Below are 17255 nucleotides of genomic sequence, written 5' to 3'. Positions count from 1 at the left end.
ATATTAAACAATTCTTATTGTTATTTTTACGCTTTTTGAAGCTGGAGTCTTAGCAGTATGCGCAAAACTATCCAATGGTACGAGTACATTGGTTTCAGGAAAATAGGTAGCACAACAGTTTTTAGGAATATCATAAGCAACTACTTTAAAATTATTGGCTTCTCGAATAACACCATTGTATTCAGATTTTAAATTGACAATATCGTGTTCTTTTAAACTACGTAGTTTCATGTCCTCTCGGTTCATAAAAATGATACGTCTTTCATTAAAAACACCCCTATATCTATCGTCTAAACCATAAATCGTAGTATTGAATTGGTCATGACTTCTGATAGTCATCATAATTAATTCATCATCTTTCAATTTCCAATTTGGAAGTTGATTTATTGAAAAATTGGCTTTTCCTGTTTTGGTTTTAAATTGTCGCTCCCTAGCACCATTTGGCAAATAAAATCCTGAAGGCTGTTTTAATTTTTTATTATAATCCGTAAATCCTTCAACCACCTCAGCAATATCATCTCTTACTAAATTATAATCGTCTTTATACTGCAACCAATTGACTTTAGATTTTTCTTTTAAAGTTGCGTGAGCAATTCCACAAACTACGGCAACCTCACTCAACAAATTTTCAGAACAAGGTTCTAAAACGCCTTTAGTAGTATGCACAACACCCATTGAGTTTTCAACACTTTGAACCTGTATTCCAGATTTTTGATAGTCCTTTTCTGTTCGTCCCAAACATGGAAAAATCAGAGCTTCTTTACCAGTTACTAAATGCGAACGATTAAGTTTTGTACTCACATGTACCGTTAAATTACAATTTGCCATAGCCTGTGCAGAATACGCTGTATCTGGAACTGCAGAAATAAAATTACCGCCCATCCCAAAAAAGACTTTCGCGGTTTTCTCATACATGGCTTTTATTGAATCAATTACCGAATAGCCATGTTTACTTGTTGGCTTAAAGCCGTACTTCTTTTCTATTCTATCGAGAAATGCTTGAGGAGCAGATTCCCAAATACCAACCGTTCTATCGCCTTGCACATTTGAATGTCCACGTACAGGACAAGTTCCTGCGCCTTCTTTTCCTATACTACCCTTAAGCAATAATAGATTAACTAATTCACGGATATTATCAACAGCGTTTTCGTGTTGTGTTAAGCCCATAGCCCAACAAATAATGATTTTATCATTGTTCAAAATTAAATCGAAAACCTGATTAAAAACCTCTAAAGTTACTCCAGAACCTTTAATACATTCTAGGAAATTATACGTTTTTAAATCACTAATAAATGTATCATAACCTTGAGTAAATTCATTTATAAAAGTCTTATCAAATATATTTCCCTGTGTGTCTTCTTTTTCTAAAAGCTTTAAAAGTATTGCTTTAAAAAAAGCAACATCACCATTAATAGTAATTGGTACAAAAACATCAGCTATTTGTGTACCACCAGTTAATAATTTAATAGGACTTTGAGGATTGGTAAACTTTATCAATCCAGCTTCTGGAAGTGGATTAATTGCTATTATTTTACCACCATTATTTTTTGTTTTCTCTAAAGCAGAAAGCATTCTTGGATGATTCGTTCCTGGGTTTTGCCCAACAACGATAACGACTTCGGCTTTGTATAAATCATCTAAAGTTACCGAACCTTTACCAATGCCTAAAGTTTCAGAAAGGGCACTTCCACTCGCTTCATGACACATATTAGAGCAATCTGGCAAGTTTGAAGTTCCGAATTCTCGAACAAATAATTGATATAAAAATGCCGCTTCGTTTGTTGTTCTACCAGAGGTATAAAATACCGCTTCATCAGGGTTGTTTAAATTATTCAAATGCTCTCCTACTTTTTCAAAAGCAGCTTCCCAAGAAATGGGTTGGTAATGTTTAGCTCCTTCAGCAAGAAACATAGGTTCTGCTAAACGTCCTGATTTACCAATTTCGAAATCAGACCAACTTGATAATTCATCAACTGAATGTTTTGCAAAAAAATCAGCACCAATCGTTTTGTTTTGAGCTTCCTCAGCAATAGCTTTAATACCATTTTCGCAAAACTCTCCTAAAGATGAGCGTTCATCATCTGGGTCTGGCCATGCACAACCGGGGCAATCAAAACCTCCTTTCTGATTCATTTTCGTTGCCAACTTCAATGCATCAGAAGCATTCATGTATTTTGAAACTTGACCAATAGCAGTCGTAATACTTTTAAAACCTACGCTGTTTTTTGGTGGTTTAGTGCTTTTTAGATTTTCAAAAACTTCTGGTGTTAATGCTTTATCTTTCGATGACTTTCTCATTTAGTTTTAAAATTCTCCCTGTATAATTTTTCGTAATCTTCTTTCGAATCTAAATCTACATTTTTTACAGGAGGTTTAAAAGTTTTCACGCAAGATTCGTGAGTTTTCAAAAGTTGTTTCGCTCCATTATCGCCCGTTAAATTTGATAGTTCTTGAAAGTAGACCTTACCAAAAAGTACAGGCACGCCTTTATTATTATCATAAGATGTTGCAATAATTTGATTTAAGTCTTGATAAAAGTGAGTCATTATATCATTTAAATAATGACTATCAATAAGAGGCTGGTCTGCTAAAGTTATCAATATGCCTTCAACCTGAGGTTTCGATTTTAAAACATACTCTGTTGCACAAGCTATAGATTTTCCTAAACCTAAATCCCAGTCTTCATTGTTTAAAATAGTAATAGAACGATGCTTAACACCCGCTTCAATTAATTTATGATTTGCACCTAGCACGACAATCACTTCATAAGCATCAATTTCTAAAACTGTTTTTATAGCATGATTTAATAAAGTGTCATTGCCCCATTTTAAAAGTTGCTTAGGGCTTCCCATTCGTTTTGAAGCACCTGCGGCTAGAATTACTATGGCAATGTTTGGAATTGACTTCAAGACTTATTGTTTCTGATGAATACGCCCTGTCTTTTGGTTTAGAGATTTCGGGTTTCGATTTCTAGTCACAGCCAAAATCTCTGAAACGATAGAAATTGCAATTTCCTGAGGCGTTTCTGACCCTATGTCTAAACCTGCTGGTCCGTGAATAGATTCTAAAAATTTTTCTGATATCTCAGGACAATATTCAATGAGTTGAGATAGTAAATCTTCACGCCGTTTTGTTGGCCCTAGAAGACCAATATAATTTGGGCTTGTTTCTGCCAAGGCAACTAGGTAACGTAAATCGTAAGCAAAATTATGGGTCATTAATACAACTGCTGTATGAATATCAATTGATAATGTATCTAGATCTTCTGGAGTAGTGGTTATTAAGTTATTGGCACCTTCAAAATAATCAACTGTTTTGGCTTCTGAAACACCCGCGACTATGGTAACTTCCCAACCTGTTGATGCTGCATATTTACATAATTGGACCGCATCATGTTCTGCGCCAATAATCAATAATTTAAAACATGGAGGCATAGTTTGAGAAAACGTCAAGCACTTAACATTTAAAGAGGTTTTATTCGAGATAGAAAAAGGAGTATTACCAATTTTAACTTCTGTCCCAACACCTTCAAAAATACCTTCTTCTTTTTCATATTTTGAAATGACTTCAAAAGATTTTCTGTTTTTCAAACATTCAAAAAAAGCGGTTTCAAAAGGGGTTTCAAAAGTAATCTCTTCTAATAAAATATATAAAACACCCTCACAGCCTAAACGGTATCTACCATCATAAGTCATCATTTTTGATATCCCGGTTTCAAATACAGATTGTGCTTGCAATATCACTTCTTTTTCCACACAACCACCGCTTACAGCTCCTACCATAGCTCCATTTTCTAAAATAAGCATACGAACTCCTGGTTGTCTGTATGATGAACCATCCAAATCCACAACTGATGCTAAAACAGATTTAAATCCATTGCTTTTAGCTTGAATAGACTTCACTATGATATGTTTAAATTCGTGCGTCATAGATAAGTTTATCCGACTATTTCAGTTTTAGAATTCATGTTTTTTATATAGGGTAGTTTCGTTAAGCGCTTACCTGTGGCTTTATAAATAGCATTGGCAACCGCTGCTCCTACTGGCGGTAAAGTTGGCTCACCTAAGCCGGTTGGCGCAATATTACTTTCAATAAAATGAACATCTACTTTTGGTGTTTGTCCCATTCTTATAAGTTGGTAACTATTAAAATTATTGGCAGACGGCACACCATCTTTGAAACTAAAATCAGCATACATGGCATGACCTATTCCATCTAAAACACCTCCTTTTGCTTGGTTCATAGCGCCTAAAGGATTCACAACAATACCACAATCTATAGCACAGGTTACTTTTTTAACCACAGGCACACCATTTTCCATAGTAACATCAGCAACTTCAGCAACATGGGTATTATGACAATAATATACCGACAAACCTTGATAAACACCATCGGCTACATTTCCCCAGTCTGATTTTTCAACTACCATTTTTAGAACGCCTTGTAGTCGTTCAGGGCTATAATCTATTTTTGGATTTGGATTACGTTTTACGTTTTCTAATAAATCCATATGTAATTGTACGCGATCTACCTGTAACTCTTCTGCTAATTCATCAAAGAAACTTTGTTCGGCACTAGCTAAGAAATTCGTATACGGCGCTCTCCATGCACCAACGGTGATGTTACTTTTTAAACGGGCACTATCTACTTGATAATTTTCAATCGCCCCTGCAGGAAAAAAATTTGGAATCAAACCATACATATTACTGTTTACACAAGCTTCTTTTAAATGATAACCTGTTAGTTTTCCGTCTTTTATAGCTGCCGAAATTTTATATGTACTAGCAGGACGATATACACCCGTTGTCATATCATCTTCTCTGGTAGATAACATTTTTACAGGCTTTTTAATAGCTTCTGAAATTTCAGCTACTTCCATAACATAATCATTATATAATCGTCTACCAAAACCACCACCCATTCTAGTAAGGTCTACATGCACCTCTTCTATAGGTCTGCCTAACAAACTAGCTACAGCATTTGCAGCAGCTTCAGGAGTTTGTGTTGGCCCTACCAAATGTACTTTCTCAGGAGTTACATTAGCGAAAAAATTCATGGGCTCCATGGTATTATGTGGCAAAAATGTAGATTCATAAACACGTTCTAAAACTTTATCAGCATTAGCAAACGCTTTATTCACATTGCCATCTTTACGTCGTGTTCTAAATTTTTTACCGTTTACTAAGCTTAATAACTTTTCATTATGTTCTTCAGAGCTTTCTAACGCAGAATCAGTTTTCCACTTGGCTTTTATCGCTTTTTTACCTTTTATGACATCCCAAGTTGTTTTACCAATAACCACAACTTTATCTGTTGTACTTAATTTTACACTCCAATTGGGTTTACCCGCTTTTAATAAAGCTCTAGCTTTTTTACCTATTGTAATCACATCAATAACCCCCAATAAATCTTTAGCTTCAGAGGCATCAAAAGATTCTAATACTTGTCCGAATGCAGGTGGTCGTAATACAGATGCATACACCATACCTTCTTCTTTATAATCTAAACCAAATAAGGGTTTTCCTGTAGTAATCTTATCAATATCTACATTTCCTTTTCCTTGTCCGATAATCGTAAAATCTTTTGGATCCTTTAATGACACTTCCTCTGGAACATCCAATAACGCAGCAGCTTCAACCACATCGCCATAACCCAATGTTTCACCATTTGCGTTAGAAATTATTCCCATTTTAGCTGAACAGGTATTCACATCAACATCCCACTGCGCAGCTGCGGCATTAATCAACATTTGTTTAGCAGTAGCTCCTGTTTCGCGTAAAGGTTGCCAGCTTCTTCTAATAGACTGACTTCCTCCAGCCACTTGACCACTATAATTTTCGATATCTAAAGGTGCTTGCACCACGTAAACATCGTCCCAATCCACATCTAATTCTTCAGCTATAATCATGGGCATTGATGTTTTTACGCCTTGACCAATTTCAGGGTTAACAGAATATATGGTGACTTTCCCTTCTGGGGAAATTTTTATATACGCGTTAAAATCTTTGTAGTTAAGCTGACTTAAATCTACAGGAAGTTTAACATCAGATTTGCAGGCATTAAACAGGTTAAACCCAATTAACATACCACCACTTGCGAGTGCCGATGTTTTTAAGAATGATCTTCTATTGAATGAATTTTTCATTTTCTTCGTTATAAATTGGATTAACTTATTTTTTTTGATGCTAATTTTACGGCTTCTTCAATACTATTGTAAGATGCACATCTACATATATTACCATTCATAGCATTTCGAATATCTTCATTTGAAGGATTTGGGTTTTCATTCAAGAATGCTGAAGCTGTCATAATTTGTCCAGCTTGACAATAACCACATTGCGGCACATCAATGGCCTTCCACGCTTCCTGTACAGGGTGTGTACCGTGTTCTGAAAGTCCTTCGATAGTGGTAATTTCCATACCTTCTGCCTGAGATACTTGCAACAAACAACTACGCATAGCATTACCATCAACATGAACGGTACATGCGCCACATTGCCCAATTCCACAACCAAATTTGGTGCCTACAAGATTAATTTTATCTCTTAAAACCCACAATAACGGTGTATCGGCATCTGCTTCCACAGTATGAGTTTTATCATTAATTTTTAAGTTGAATGTTGGCATATTATAATTTTTTAATAAGGTATAAAAAATATAAATGCATCAAAAGCAGAGTGTTGAATTTTAACAATCACTTAACTAGTTTGAAAAAAAATAATTTATTTTGAATGGGTTTTACAAAATTCCAACGCACGTTTTTCATTATAATACACATTATTTTTATCAATAAACCCGGCATGCCCACCATGATTTGGCATTTCCAAATATAAATTAGCATTGTCTTTAGCCTCTTTAACAGGGTAACATTCTGAAGATAAAAAAGAATCATTTAATGCATTAATAATTAATGTAGGTGTTTTTATTTTTGATAAAAATTGCAAACTACTACATCTTGTATAATAATCTAAAGCACCCTCAAAACCATGCGCTTTTGCCGTATAAACATTATCAAAATCTGTTAGTGTTTTAATCGATTTCAAGGTGTCATCACTTAATAATTCTGGAAATCGCTTTTGTTTTATTTTCAACTTATTACACAAATGCTTTAAAAACCTATCGTGATATAATTTATTTTTTAACGTATGTAATTCTCTAGCAGAACCAGTTAAAAAACAAGGCACCGAAACAGCAATAGCAGCTTTAACTTGAGCATGAATAATGTCTCGCTCTCCCATATATTTCAAAATAATATTTGCGCCAAGACTAATCCCTTTTAAGTAAATTTTCGAATATTTCTTGTTAGAAATAGCATGTTCAATTACGGCTTTCAAATCTTCGGTAGCTCCAGAATGGTAACTATAATATTTCAAATTGTCTTCACCACTACAACCTCTAAAATTTACACAAACTGCATCAACATTATTTTCATTAAAAAGTTTTGCTGTACCTCTCATATAAGGTCGTTGTCCATTGCCTTCTAAACCGTGTAATAGAATGATAAGTTTATCACTTTTTTCTTTTGAAAAACTCCAATCTAAATCCAGAAAATCGCCATCTTTTAAAGTAATACGTTCTCGTTCTTGTTTAAGAGAAACACGTCTTACTAATCCTGAATAAACTGTTGAAATAAATCCGTTTTTAAAGTAAAATGGTGGTTTGTAGGTTGATTCTATTATTGGCATATTTCAGTTGACAGTCGCAGTTTACAGTTATTCTAGGTCATAATTCAAGTGGTACAAATTTAAAATCTTTTCCGTTAAACAAACCTTTATCGCTTAATTTTAATGAAGGAATTACTAATAATGCCATAAATGACAATGTCATATACGGTGCATATAATTGACTTCCTAAAGCTTTAGCTATTTTATCCAATTCGGCATATTGCTTACCTATGGTTTCTCCATCTTTATCACTCATAATACCTGCCACAGGAAGTGATACTATGTTTTCCTCTGAATTGGAAATAGCACATATACCACCTCTATTTTCGATAATGAGATTAACGGCTCTACAAATAGCATCATCTGAAACACCAACAGCAATAATATTATGAGAATCGTGACCTACTGATGATGCAATGGCGCCTTCTTTTAATCCAAAGTTTTTTATAAATGCTATGGCTGGCTTTTGATTTTGATAACGATTAACTACAGTCATTTTTAAAATATCATTCTCCGTATTTGAAACGAAATTTCCGTTTTCAATCGTGGCTTCTTCAACTAATTCATTGGTTACTAGTTGCCCTTCTAAAGCTTCAATAACCCGTATTTTTTTTGAAGATGCTTCAAATTTAAAATCTGAAACTACTTTGGTTTCACAATTGAAGTTATTTAAGTTTTTAAAACTAATTGGCGGTATTAAGGATTCTCCATTATCAAATACCAATTCGCCATTTATGTACGTTTGAAGGGGTTTAAAATCTTTTAAATCTTCAACCACTATAAAATCTGCATCGTCCCCTTTTTGCAATAAACCAACATCTAGATTATAATGCTTTACAGGATTTACACAAGCTGCTTGTAATACTTTAAAAACATCTATCCCTTTTGCTACAGCTCTAGAGCATAGTTGGTTTATGTGTCCGATTATTAAATCGTCTGGGTGTTTATCATCGCTACAAAACATTATGTTTTCAAAATGTTCTGGTAATAAATCAATTAAAGCTTCAAAGTTTCTAGCAGCACTACCCTCGCGAATTAAGACTTTCATGCCTTTTTGAAGTTTCTCTAAGGCTTCCTCATACGTAAAACACTCATGGTCTGTTGAAATGCCTGCGCTAATATATTTAGTAACATCATCACCTCTTAATCCTGGTGCGTGACCATCAATAGGTTTGTTATAATGTTTTGCCCAAGCTATTTTTTTCAGTACCTCTTCATCATCAAAAAGTACACCTGGGTAATTCATCATTTCTGCTAGATATTTAATGTCGGGATTTTCTAGAAGTGATTTTATGTCTTCAGAATCAATGACTGCACCAGCAGATTCAAAATTGGTAGCTGGCACGCATGATGGTGCACCAAAATTAAATTTAAAAGGCACTTGCTTTCCATTTTCAATCATGAATTCCACACCTTTAATGCCTAATACATTGGCTATTTCGTGTGGGTCTGAAACGGTTGAAACCGTTCCGTGTTTTATGGCTAGTCGAGCAAATTCACTTGGAACTAGCATGGAACTTTCTATATGAATATGGGCGTCTACAAACCCAGGTAAGATATAATGATTTACATTATGGTCTTTCTCTTGAATGGCTATTATTTGTCCGTTTTCAAAAGCTATTTCCCCTTTGTAAATGCGTTTGTTTTTTATATCTACTATTTGACCTTGTAACGTCATTTTTAAAAATTGTATACCAAGCGTTATGAATTAACGAATTTACGTGGTTTATTTAACTTAAAAAAAGCAAAAAGAACCAAACAACATGTTTGACTCTTTTTGCTTTTATATAGCTTAATAACTTAGAAAGAAATTATTTCCAAGTTACAATATCCTCAGTATTTCTTCTTGTTTTTGGGTGCTCTGGGTCTGCTTTTCTATGACCAAAAGCTACCATATAAGAAAGTCCATATTTAGCTGTATCTACACCAAACTTTTCTTGTAATAAGGCTTCCGCTTTTTCTTGATGGAACCCTTCTATTGGGCAGCTATCAATACCATGTAATGCAGCTGCTGTCATCATGTTTGCTAATGCAATGTAAGTTTGTTTTGATGCCCAATCAAATAACTTTTTATCAGTATCTAAATCAAAATCTGTTTCTTGAAAGTTTTTATAGAAGTCCGTATACATTTCTATAACATCTTTAGGAAATTGTTTTATATCCTTCATCATGTGCATAATGTAGTCTGCATTCCATTTCGTCATTGGAGCTTTCATACTTAAGCCTAGTATAAAATGGCTTGCAGTATCCAACTTTACAGGTGCACCCCATGCTACTGGCTTTAATAATTCTCTTAACTCTTGGTCTTGCACAACAATAAAATGCCAAGGTTCAAAACCAAAGGAACTTGGTGATAAATTTGCTGTTTTCAAGACAAAATCAATATCGTCTTTAGATAGTTTTTTAGTCGCATCAAACTCTTTTGTGGCGTGTCTAAAATTAAATGCATTTAAAATGTCTTCTTTTGAAATATTAGATGTTTTCATATTTTTAAATTTTAACTATACTTTTTATAGTTGCAAACTTAAGTATAGTATTTTATCTTTGCAATAACGGTCATAAATGATAGTTAGAAAAAAAACTTAAATCATGTATACATTTAAAGGTAAAACTTACCCGTGTTGCACCAGTTTAACCATGGGTATTATTGGTGGTAAGTGGAAAACAGTTATTTTATATCATCTTATTGATAATACGTTACGATATAATGAATTGCGCAAGGAAATACCCTCGGTTACTGAACGCACATTGAGTTTGCAATTAAAAACTTTGGAAAAAGACGGGCTTATTGAACGTAAAGTTTATACCTCAAAACCACCATTGAAGGTAGAATATAAGTTGACTGAGTTTGGAAAAACTACTATTCCATTAATTCAGTCCATTATTGATTGGGGCGAGCATGTTATTGAAAAGCATGTGGAAAAGTAGTTTTTTACTTTTTTAAAAGGAGTGCTGCCTGCGCAATAATGACAATTATTATGCTTTTACCCACTCTGTCCTTCAGACATCTCTCCAAAGGAGAGAATTAGTTCAATCTAATTTTTAAAATATGCTTTGTGTTTTCAGTTACTTTAAATCGATTATCTGCTCTTCTGTTGATTACCCAAACGATATCATTTTCTGAACATAACAACCACGTGTTTTCTTTATCTAAAAGGGATAGTTTTTCGTCTTTAAAGTATTTGCTTAGTTTCTTTTTACCAGTCATTCCCAATGGATAAAAGATATCGCCTTCTTTATATTTCCTGATGGTTAATGGAAATTTCAACGTGCTTTTATCTACATAAATGATGTTGGTTCGTTTTCCGAAAATAGCATCTGCTTCATCAAAAAAAAGCGTTCCGAATGGGGTTTCCACTTGTTTTTGGTTTTCTGAAATTGAAATTATTTTGGATGTTTCTGAAATAATTTCACTTAAAAGTAAATGTTCCCTGTTTTTAATTAATCTGTGGGTTGATGAATATACCTGTTTCCCAGTTTCGGCATCTAGCAAATCAACAACATCGTTCCATTCGGTAAATCCGTAGTCTTTAAAAACTTCAAACAAATAGGCTTTTGGATTGTTTACTTTTTTGAATTCTGAAATTTTAAATGCAATATGATTTTCATCAATAGTTTCAATGGCGCGTTTTAAAACGGCATTTGTACTTTCTTCAACAATATCGGCCGTATCGCTTAAATTTTCAAGTGTAGATTGAAAACTTTGTAACAAACTCGGGTTGATTTCTTTTAGAATTGGAATAACTTCGTGTCGTAATTTATTTCTTAAATACTTGGTAGATTTGTTACTACTATCGTCTCGCCATTTTATGTTGTTTGCTTTAGCATACGCTTTAATATCTTTACTTGAAAATGTCAACAACGGACGCACAAAAACACCATTAATTTCAGGAATTCCGGTTAAGCCTTCTAGTCCTGTACCTCTAGTGAAATTTATTAAAAATGTTTCTAAATTATCATCAGCGTGATGTGCGGTTAAAATATAATCGAATTGTAATTGTTTTGCGAGTTCTGAAAACCATTCGTAACGCAATTCGCGCGCTGCCATTTGAATGGAAACCTTGTTTTCTTCGGCATATTGCTTGGTATCAAAACGCTGAACAAAAACCTCTACATCTAAATGTTCTGCTAATTGTAAAACGAAATCTTCGTCGGCATCACTTTCGTCTCCACGTAAATTGAAGTTGCAATGTGCTAGCGAAATGTTTAGTTTTAGTTGATGGCATAAATGTGTTAAAACAACACTATCTACACCTCCAGAAATGGCGATAAGCAGTTTTGAATTCTTTAAAAAAGGAAGCCTTTTATCTATATGTTTATTTAAGTTTTCAAGCACGCTCAAAGTTAAGTTTTATTTTATTCTCGCAAAGACGCAAAGGCGCAAAGTTTTAGGGTAAGATATTAAATTGCTTTTTTGAAACTGTACTAGCTGATTGCTGCGCAAGGGATAGTAGTGGATAGCCCACAGCCCGACGAAGGAGGTGCGAGGACTTGCAACGGATAGCCCGACCCTTTTGGGTTGCGCCATAAATATTTTAATTTGACATGACAAAAATCATAACTTCATTTTAGAGGTTTTGTACCTTTAATGAACTAATTTTTAAATTATTGAGTTATGTGCGCGATTGATAAATTAAACGATAAGACGACCCAAACGGAATTTGATAAAAAGGTGATTTCGGCAACACAACATTTGCAAGCTTATGTAAAGCACCGCTTGTATATTGCGGAATCAACTAAGATTATCCCGAAAAACATGTATAAATCGAACGATATTATTGATGAGGGTGTCGCTAAGTTTTACGAAAACGGGTATAATATTGATGCAGACGAGAATGCGATTAAAATTGAACTTTTTAAAATTGTTGATTCTGATTTGGATGAGCTGTTTAAGAATGAATCGTTTCATCAAAATACGATGAGTACGGACTCTATTTTAAAAGACGAACTTGATGGTTTGGATGAGGAATTTACTGTAGATGAGGATTATGATTTGATTATGCATGATGAATTAAGCGATATTTCATATCATCAAGACCAAGAAGATAAGCACGTATTTGTTTATGATGATAACAATTCGTCTATTCAGAACGCTTTTGAAATTTCGGATATTTCAACGACACGCAACAAGCATTTATTGGGTAAATATTATACGTGGTTGCCGCTTAGAGTTTCTGATATTGTGGATTTATTTGTGTTCGGAAAATTATCTTTTAAAGACATTGCAACCATTAAAAACATTGAGATAAAACGTGTAGAGCGTGTTCTAGAATTAGCTATTGAAGATTTTAAGGAACATCTTATTTAGTTTATTATTATTGTTTTAGAAGTTGAAAAAGGCATTAGTTAATAGTCATAAGGCATTAACTAGCAAGTTTATTAATAAGTGAATTGAGCATTTTTTCAACTTCTACAGATAAAACATTAATTTTATTTAAATCTTCTTTAACAATAAAACCTAGATTGAAGGCTACTTGTAGCTGTGTTTGCATTTCATATAAAGAGCCTCTTGCAATATTTAAAAATCTGGTGTAATCTTTTGTGTAATTTCTACCATAACCTTCGGCTATATTAGATGGAACAGAGACTGAGCTTCTCTTAATTTGCGACGTTAGTCCGAATTTTTCATCATCAGGAAATTGCTTTACAAGTTTATAGATTATTGTTACAACATCCATCGATTTTTGCCTTATCTCTGAACTAATCCCTTTTTACAAAATTAGTTCTCCAAAACTTCGCGCATGGCTTTGGCTTTAACCAAACATTCTTCGTATTCCTTTAACGGGTTACTTTTTGCTGTGATAGCACCTCCTACGGAATAGGATACGTACTTTTTTGTAGCGTTGTATAGAATGCTACGAATAACCACGTTGAAATCGAAATCGCCATTTGGAGCAAAATAACCAATAGCTCCTGAATACACTCCGCGCTTAGTTTCCTCGAGTGTTTCGATAATTTGCATTGCTGAAATTTTTGGTGCTCCCGTCATGCTTCCCATGGGGAATGTACTCTTGATGATATCTACGGGATGTGTCTGTTCATTTACTTTTGAAGTGACTGTAGAAATCATTTGATGGACTTGGTCGAAGGTATATACTTTACATAATTCTTCTACTTTAACACTGCCTTTAAGTGCGGTTTTTGATAAATCATTTCGGACCAAATCGACTATCATGATGTTTTCGCTTCGTTCCTTTTCATCGTTTGCTAAATTGGTTTTTAATGCTAAATCATCATCAGGATTTATAGCTCTTTTAGCGGTTCCTTTTATGGGCTGAGAAATAATGGTAGTTCCTTCTTTTTTTATGTAACGTTCTGGCGATGCCCCTAAAATGTATTTATCCTCCAACTTTACAAATGTTGCAAATGGGGGTTTAGAAATGCCGTTTAATTTTTGATAGGTTTCTAAAGGGTTAATTTGCGTGTTTTCAGCATAGAATTCTTGACAAAAATTAGCTTCGTAAATATCGCCACGATGAATACGCTCTAGCATATTATTGACTTTATCAAAATAGGCATCTTTATGGATGCGTAGTTTTATCTTTATATCAGAAAACACTTTGCCACGTGCGGCTTGTGCAAGGTATCTGATGGCCATTAAATCGTCATCTAATTCGTCATCAACAAACTTTAAATATTGAATTTCAACCTGATTACCTTTAAATAAAAAGACTTTTTTAGGCTGAAAAAAGCATAAATCTGAAAAGCCTAACCCGTCATGGTTATTAGAGCTTAAATCTTCTACATCATTTTTTAAATCGTAGGTTAAATAACCGAAAATCCAATCTTTAGTATAGGTTTGGTATTCTTTAAGTTTTTCGAAACCTTGATGATAATCCGTTTTAATACTGGTAAATGCATCTACTGCTAGAATGGCATCATAATTAGAATATTGCTGCTCGAAATTGTTAGAATCCAACCAAACCAAATCATCAAATTGCTGTGCCCAGTTTAATAACTGATTTTTAAAATTTTCGATATCCTCGAAAGTATGAATGTGTTTTGTCCTCAATTAAAAATATTATAAAGAATTCATCTTGACTTTTTCTATTTCCTAAAAAATGTTTAAAATTCACCTATATTTCGTTACTTTTTTTTATGCGTAGCCATGCTATGCCTTTCTAAAAGTGCCTCATCTAGATAAATTTTATCTCATTTTCGGTTAAACACAAAAAGTTAAGATGAATTCTAAGCAAAGTTAATTAGAATCCTTAAAAGTTTAAGTATTTTGTGCATTAGTTTAAACATTGAATAGTATGCACACATTACAAAACAATAAACTTAAAATAGCCATTAAAAAAACTGGCGCAGAACTTTGCAAAATAGCCTCGACTAAAAACGGCACTGAATTCATGTGGCATGCCGATCCAGATATCTGGGGGAGCTTTGCACCTAACCTATTCCCTATAATTGGCGCTTTAAAAGAGCATACTTTTATTTATGAAAGTGAAAAATATGAGCTTCCTAAACATGGATTTGTAAGGCATAATGATGATATAATTTTGCATGAAAAAACTGAAAATAGTTTAACTTTCAAATTAACCTCAAATGAAAAATTATTAAAAATATATCCTTTTAAATTTGAATTCTATATCACCTATACTTTAAAGGATAATGTTATTGAAGTTAAGCATACCATTAAAAACCTAGATGATAAAACCATGTATTTCTCGGTTGGTGGGCACCCAGCTTTTAAATGTCCTGTGTATGATGGCGAACATTATGATGATTATGCTTTAGAGTTTGAGCATGCAGAAAACTCGAAAAGGCATTTGATAAATATGGAAAACGGGCTTATTTCTTCAAAAACAGAAACGGTTTTTAACGACTCTAGCACACTGCCATTAACACACCATTTATTTAATAAAGACGCCCTTGTTTTTAAAGACACAACCTCGAGAAAAATTACTTTAAAAAGTAATAAAAATGGAGCTATTCTTTCTGTTGAATATCCAGGATTTCCTTATTTAGGAATTTGGGCAAAACCAAACGGCAACTATGTTTGTATTGAACCATGGCTAGGAATAGCAGATAGCGAAACCACCAATCAGGTTCTAAAAAACAAAGAAGGCATTTTAAGTTTAGATGCCAACAAAACATTTGAGGCGACTTATACAATTGAAATACATAACAGTCATTTAGTCTAAAGCCAAGAATAAGTGTAACTTTGCCAGCTAAATAGCTAGATTTTGACTTTTTCTGATTTAAATATAAACACACCACTTTTTAATGCCTTAGACGATTTAGGTTTTACAACACCTACGCCTATTCAGGAGCAGGCTTTTAATGTTGTAGCCTCCGGAAAAGATGTGGTTGGTATTGCACAAACGGGTACAGGAAAAACCTTTGCCTACATGTTGCCTATTTTAAAAAACTTAAAATATTCTGAACAAGAAAACCCTCGCGTTTTGGTTTTAGTACCTACACGCGAATTGGTGGTTCAAGTAGTTGATGAAATTGAAAAGCTTTCAAAATACATTAATAACAGAGTGCTTGGTGTTTATGGGGGCACTAATATTAACACACAAAAACAAGCTATTGCACAAGGTATAGATATTTTAGTTGCCACTCCAGGGCGTTTGTATGATTTGGCATTAACTCGCGTTTTACAACTAAAATCCATACAAAAATTAGTGATTGATGAAGTAGACGTCATGCTAGATTTAGGGTTTAGACATCAACTGATTAATATTTTTGATATCCTACCACAACGCCGACAAAACATTATGTTTTCGGCAACCATGACACAGGATGTAGATTTTCTAATTAACGATTTCTTTAAAAGTCCAGAGCGCGTATCTATTGCAGTTTCGGGTACGCCGCTTGATAATATTTCGCAACAACGCTATAACGTGCCTAACTTTTATACGAAAGTAAATTTGTTGGTGCATTTATTAAATGATACCGAACATTATAATAAGGTTTTAATATTTGTGGCTTTTAAGCGTATGGCAGACCGCTTATTTGAAAAGTTAGATGAACAGTTTCATGATGAGTTATGTGTGATTCACTCCAATAAAACACAGAATTACAGACTACGAAGCATCGAGCAATTTAGAAATGGCGAAAACCGTATTTTAATTGCTACCGATGTTATGGCGCGTGGATTAGATATTGATAATGTTTCTCATGTCATCAATTTTGACACGCCTGCTTTCCCAGAAAACTACATGCACCGTATTGGTAGAACAGGCCGTGCAGAACGTAAAGGTGAAGCGCTGGTGTTTTCTACTGAAAAGGAACACGAGGCTATTGAGGGCATTGAGGCTTTAATGAAAATGACAATTCCTGTGTTGGAAATTCCAGAAACCGTTGAAATTTCTACAGAACTGATTGAAGAAGAACGCCCGCAAATAAAAGAGCGCAACAACCCACATAAACGCAGAGACGAAGATGCGCCTGGGCCAGCATTTCATGAAAAATCCGAAAAAAACTCCAAAGAAAACCTCGGCGGAAGCTACAAATTTAAAATAGCCGCCAAATACAAAAAGCCAAAAACACGAGGCGATAAAAATTACAATAAACGTAATAAACGAAAGTAGATTTTGGGCGTTACCCGAAAAGGGTCGGGCTTTTTGCTATATCTTTTTA

The 17255-nt window shown here is 34.1% G+C and carries 15 protein-coding genes; 4 read left to right on the top strand and 11 right to left on the bottom strand.

Translation table 11 applies throughout. The features are described from left to right. Positions 1-3: 3 nt before the first annotated feature. The 8 genes from Q0870_RS05445 to Q0870_RS05410 all read right to left on the bottom strand — a co-directional run bounded on the left by Q0870_RS05445 (position 4) and on the right by Q0870_RS05410 (position 10150). Complete coding sequence (locus Q0870_RS05445; protein ID WP_298552910.1) at positions 4-2298, bottom strand: FdhF/YdeP family oxidoreductase; 2295 nt, start codon at positions 2296-2298, stop codon at positions 4-6. Beyond that, positions 2295-2909, bottom strand: coding sequence for a nucleotidyltransferase family protein (locus tag Q0870_RS05440; RefSeq protein ID WP_298552892.1), 615 nt, complete (start codon positions 2907-2909; stop codon positions 2295-2297). The genes Q0870_RS05445 and Q0870_RS05440 overlap by 4 nt, the downstream gene beginning before the upstream one ends. Before the next feature lie 3 nt (positions 2910-2912). After that, a complete protein-coding gene (locus Q0870_RS05435; protein ID WP_363317926.1) occupies positions 2913-3902 on the bottom strand; it encodes an XdhC family protein in 990 nt (329 codons plus the stop codon). Positions 3903-3937: 35 nt separating this feature from the next. Next, entirely contained in the window at positions 3938-6145 is a 2208-nt protein-coding gene (locus Q0870_RS05430; RefSeq protein WP_298552877.1) for a molybdopterin cofactor-binding domain-containing protein, read from the bottom strand. Positions 6146-6165: 20 nt separating this feature from the next. Next, positions 6166-6627: a (2Fe-2S)-binding protein gene (locus Q0870_RS05425; RefSeq protein WP_298552851.1), complete on the bottom strand. Its 462-nt coding sequence runs from the start codon at positions 6625-6627 to the stop codon at positions 6166-6168. 95 nt (positions 6628-6722) lie between these two features. Next, positions 6723-7685 (bottom strand): alpha/beta fold hydrolase, encoded by a 963-nt coding sequence (locus Q0870_RS05420; RefSeq protein ID WP_298552835.1) that lies wholly within the window; start codon positions 7683-7685, stop codon positions 6723-6725. Positions 7686-7722: 37 nt separating this feature from the next. After that, a complete protein-coding gene (gene ade, locus Q0870_RS05415) occupies positions 7723-9342 on the bottom strand; it encodes an adenine deaminase (protein ID WP_298552817.1) in 1620 nt (539 codons plus the stop codon). Between the two features lie 133 nt (positions 9343-9475). Further along, complete coding sequence (locus Q0870_RS05410; protein WP_298552806.1) at positions 9476-10150, bottom strand: NAD(P)H-dependent oxidoreductase; 675 nt, start codon at positions 10148-10150, stop codon at positions 9476-9478. Positions 10151-10253: 103 nt separating this feature from the next. On the opposite strand from Q0870_RS05410, the gene Q0870_RS05405 reads away from it, so the two are divergent. After that, positions 10254-10592: a helix-turn-helix domain-containing protein gene (locus Q0870_RS05405; protein WP_298552796.1), complete on the top strand. Its 339-nt coding sequence runs from the start codon at positions 10254-10256 to the stop codon at positions 10590-10592. 97 nt (positions 10593-10689) lie between these two features. Here the strand turns inward: Q0870_RS05405 and tilS are convergent, their stop codons facing one another. Beyond that, positions 10690-12000: a tRNA lysidine(34) synthetase TilS gene (gene tilS / locus Q0870_RS05400; protein ID WP_298552780.1), complete on the bottom strand. Its 1311-nt coding sequence runs from the start codon at positions 11998-12000 to the stop codon at positions 10690-10692. Positions 12001-12279: 279 nt separating this feature from the next. Here tilS and Q0870_RS05395 point away from each other — a divergent pair, with 279 nt between their 5' ends. Then, positions 12280-12972: a hypothetical protein gene (locus Q0870_RS05395; RefSeq protein ID WP_298552765.1), complete on the top strand. Its 693-nt coding sequence runs from the start codon at positions 12280-12282 to the stop codon at positions 12970-12972. Positions 12973-13027: 55 nt separating this feature from the next. Here Q0870_RS05395 and Q0870_RS05390 read toward each other — a convergent pair whose 3' ends face one another. After that, complete coding sequence (locus Q0870_RS05390; RefSeq protein ID WP_363317931.1) at positions 13028-13357, bottom strand: four helix bundle protein; 330 nt, start codon at positions 13355-13357, stop codon at positions 13028-13030. A gap of 26 nt (positions 13358-13383) precedes the next feature. After that, positions 13384-14676 (bottom strand): aminodeoxychorismate synthase component I, encoded by a 1293-nt coding sequence (gene pabB / locus Q0870_RS05385; protein WP_298552750.1) that lies wholly within the window; start codon positions 14674-14676, stop codon positions 13384-13386. A gap of 244 nt (positions 14677-14920) precedes the next feature. On the opposite strand from pabB, the gene Q0870_RS05380 reads away from it, so the two are divergent. Together Q0870_RS05380 and Q0870_RS05375 are read left to right on the top strand one after the other, a co-directional pair. After that, complete coding sequence (locus Q0870_RS05380; protein WP_298552733.1) at positions 14921-15811, top strand: aldose 1-epimerase family protein; 891 nt, start codon at positions 14921-14923, stop codon at positions 15809-15811. 42 nt (positions 15812-15853) lie between these two features. Further along, entirely contained in the window at positions 15854-17206 is a 1353-nt protein-coding gene (locus tag Q0870_RS05375) for a DEAD/DEAH box helicase (protein WP_298552716.1), read from the top strand. Positions 17207-17255: the final 49 nt, after the last annotated feature.

Source organism: uncultured Algibacter sp. (genome assembly GCF_947487575.1).
Taxonomy (GTDB): domain Bacteria; phylum Bacteroidota; class Bacteroidia; order Flavobacteriales; family Flavobacteriaceae; genus Algibacter_B.
This window is presented reverse-complemented; position numbering and strand designations above follow the sequence as displayed.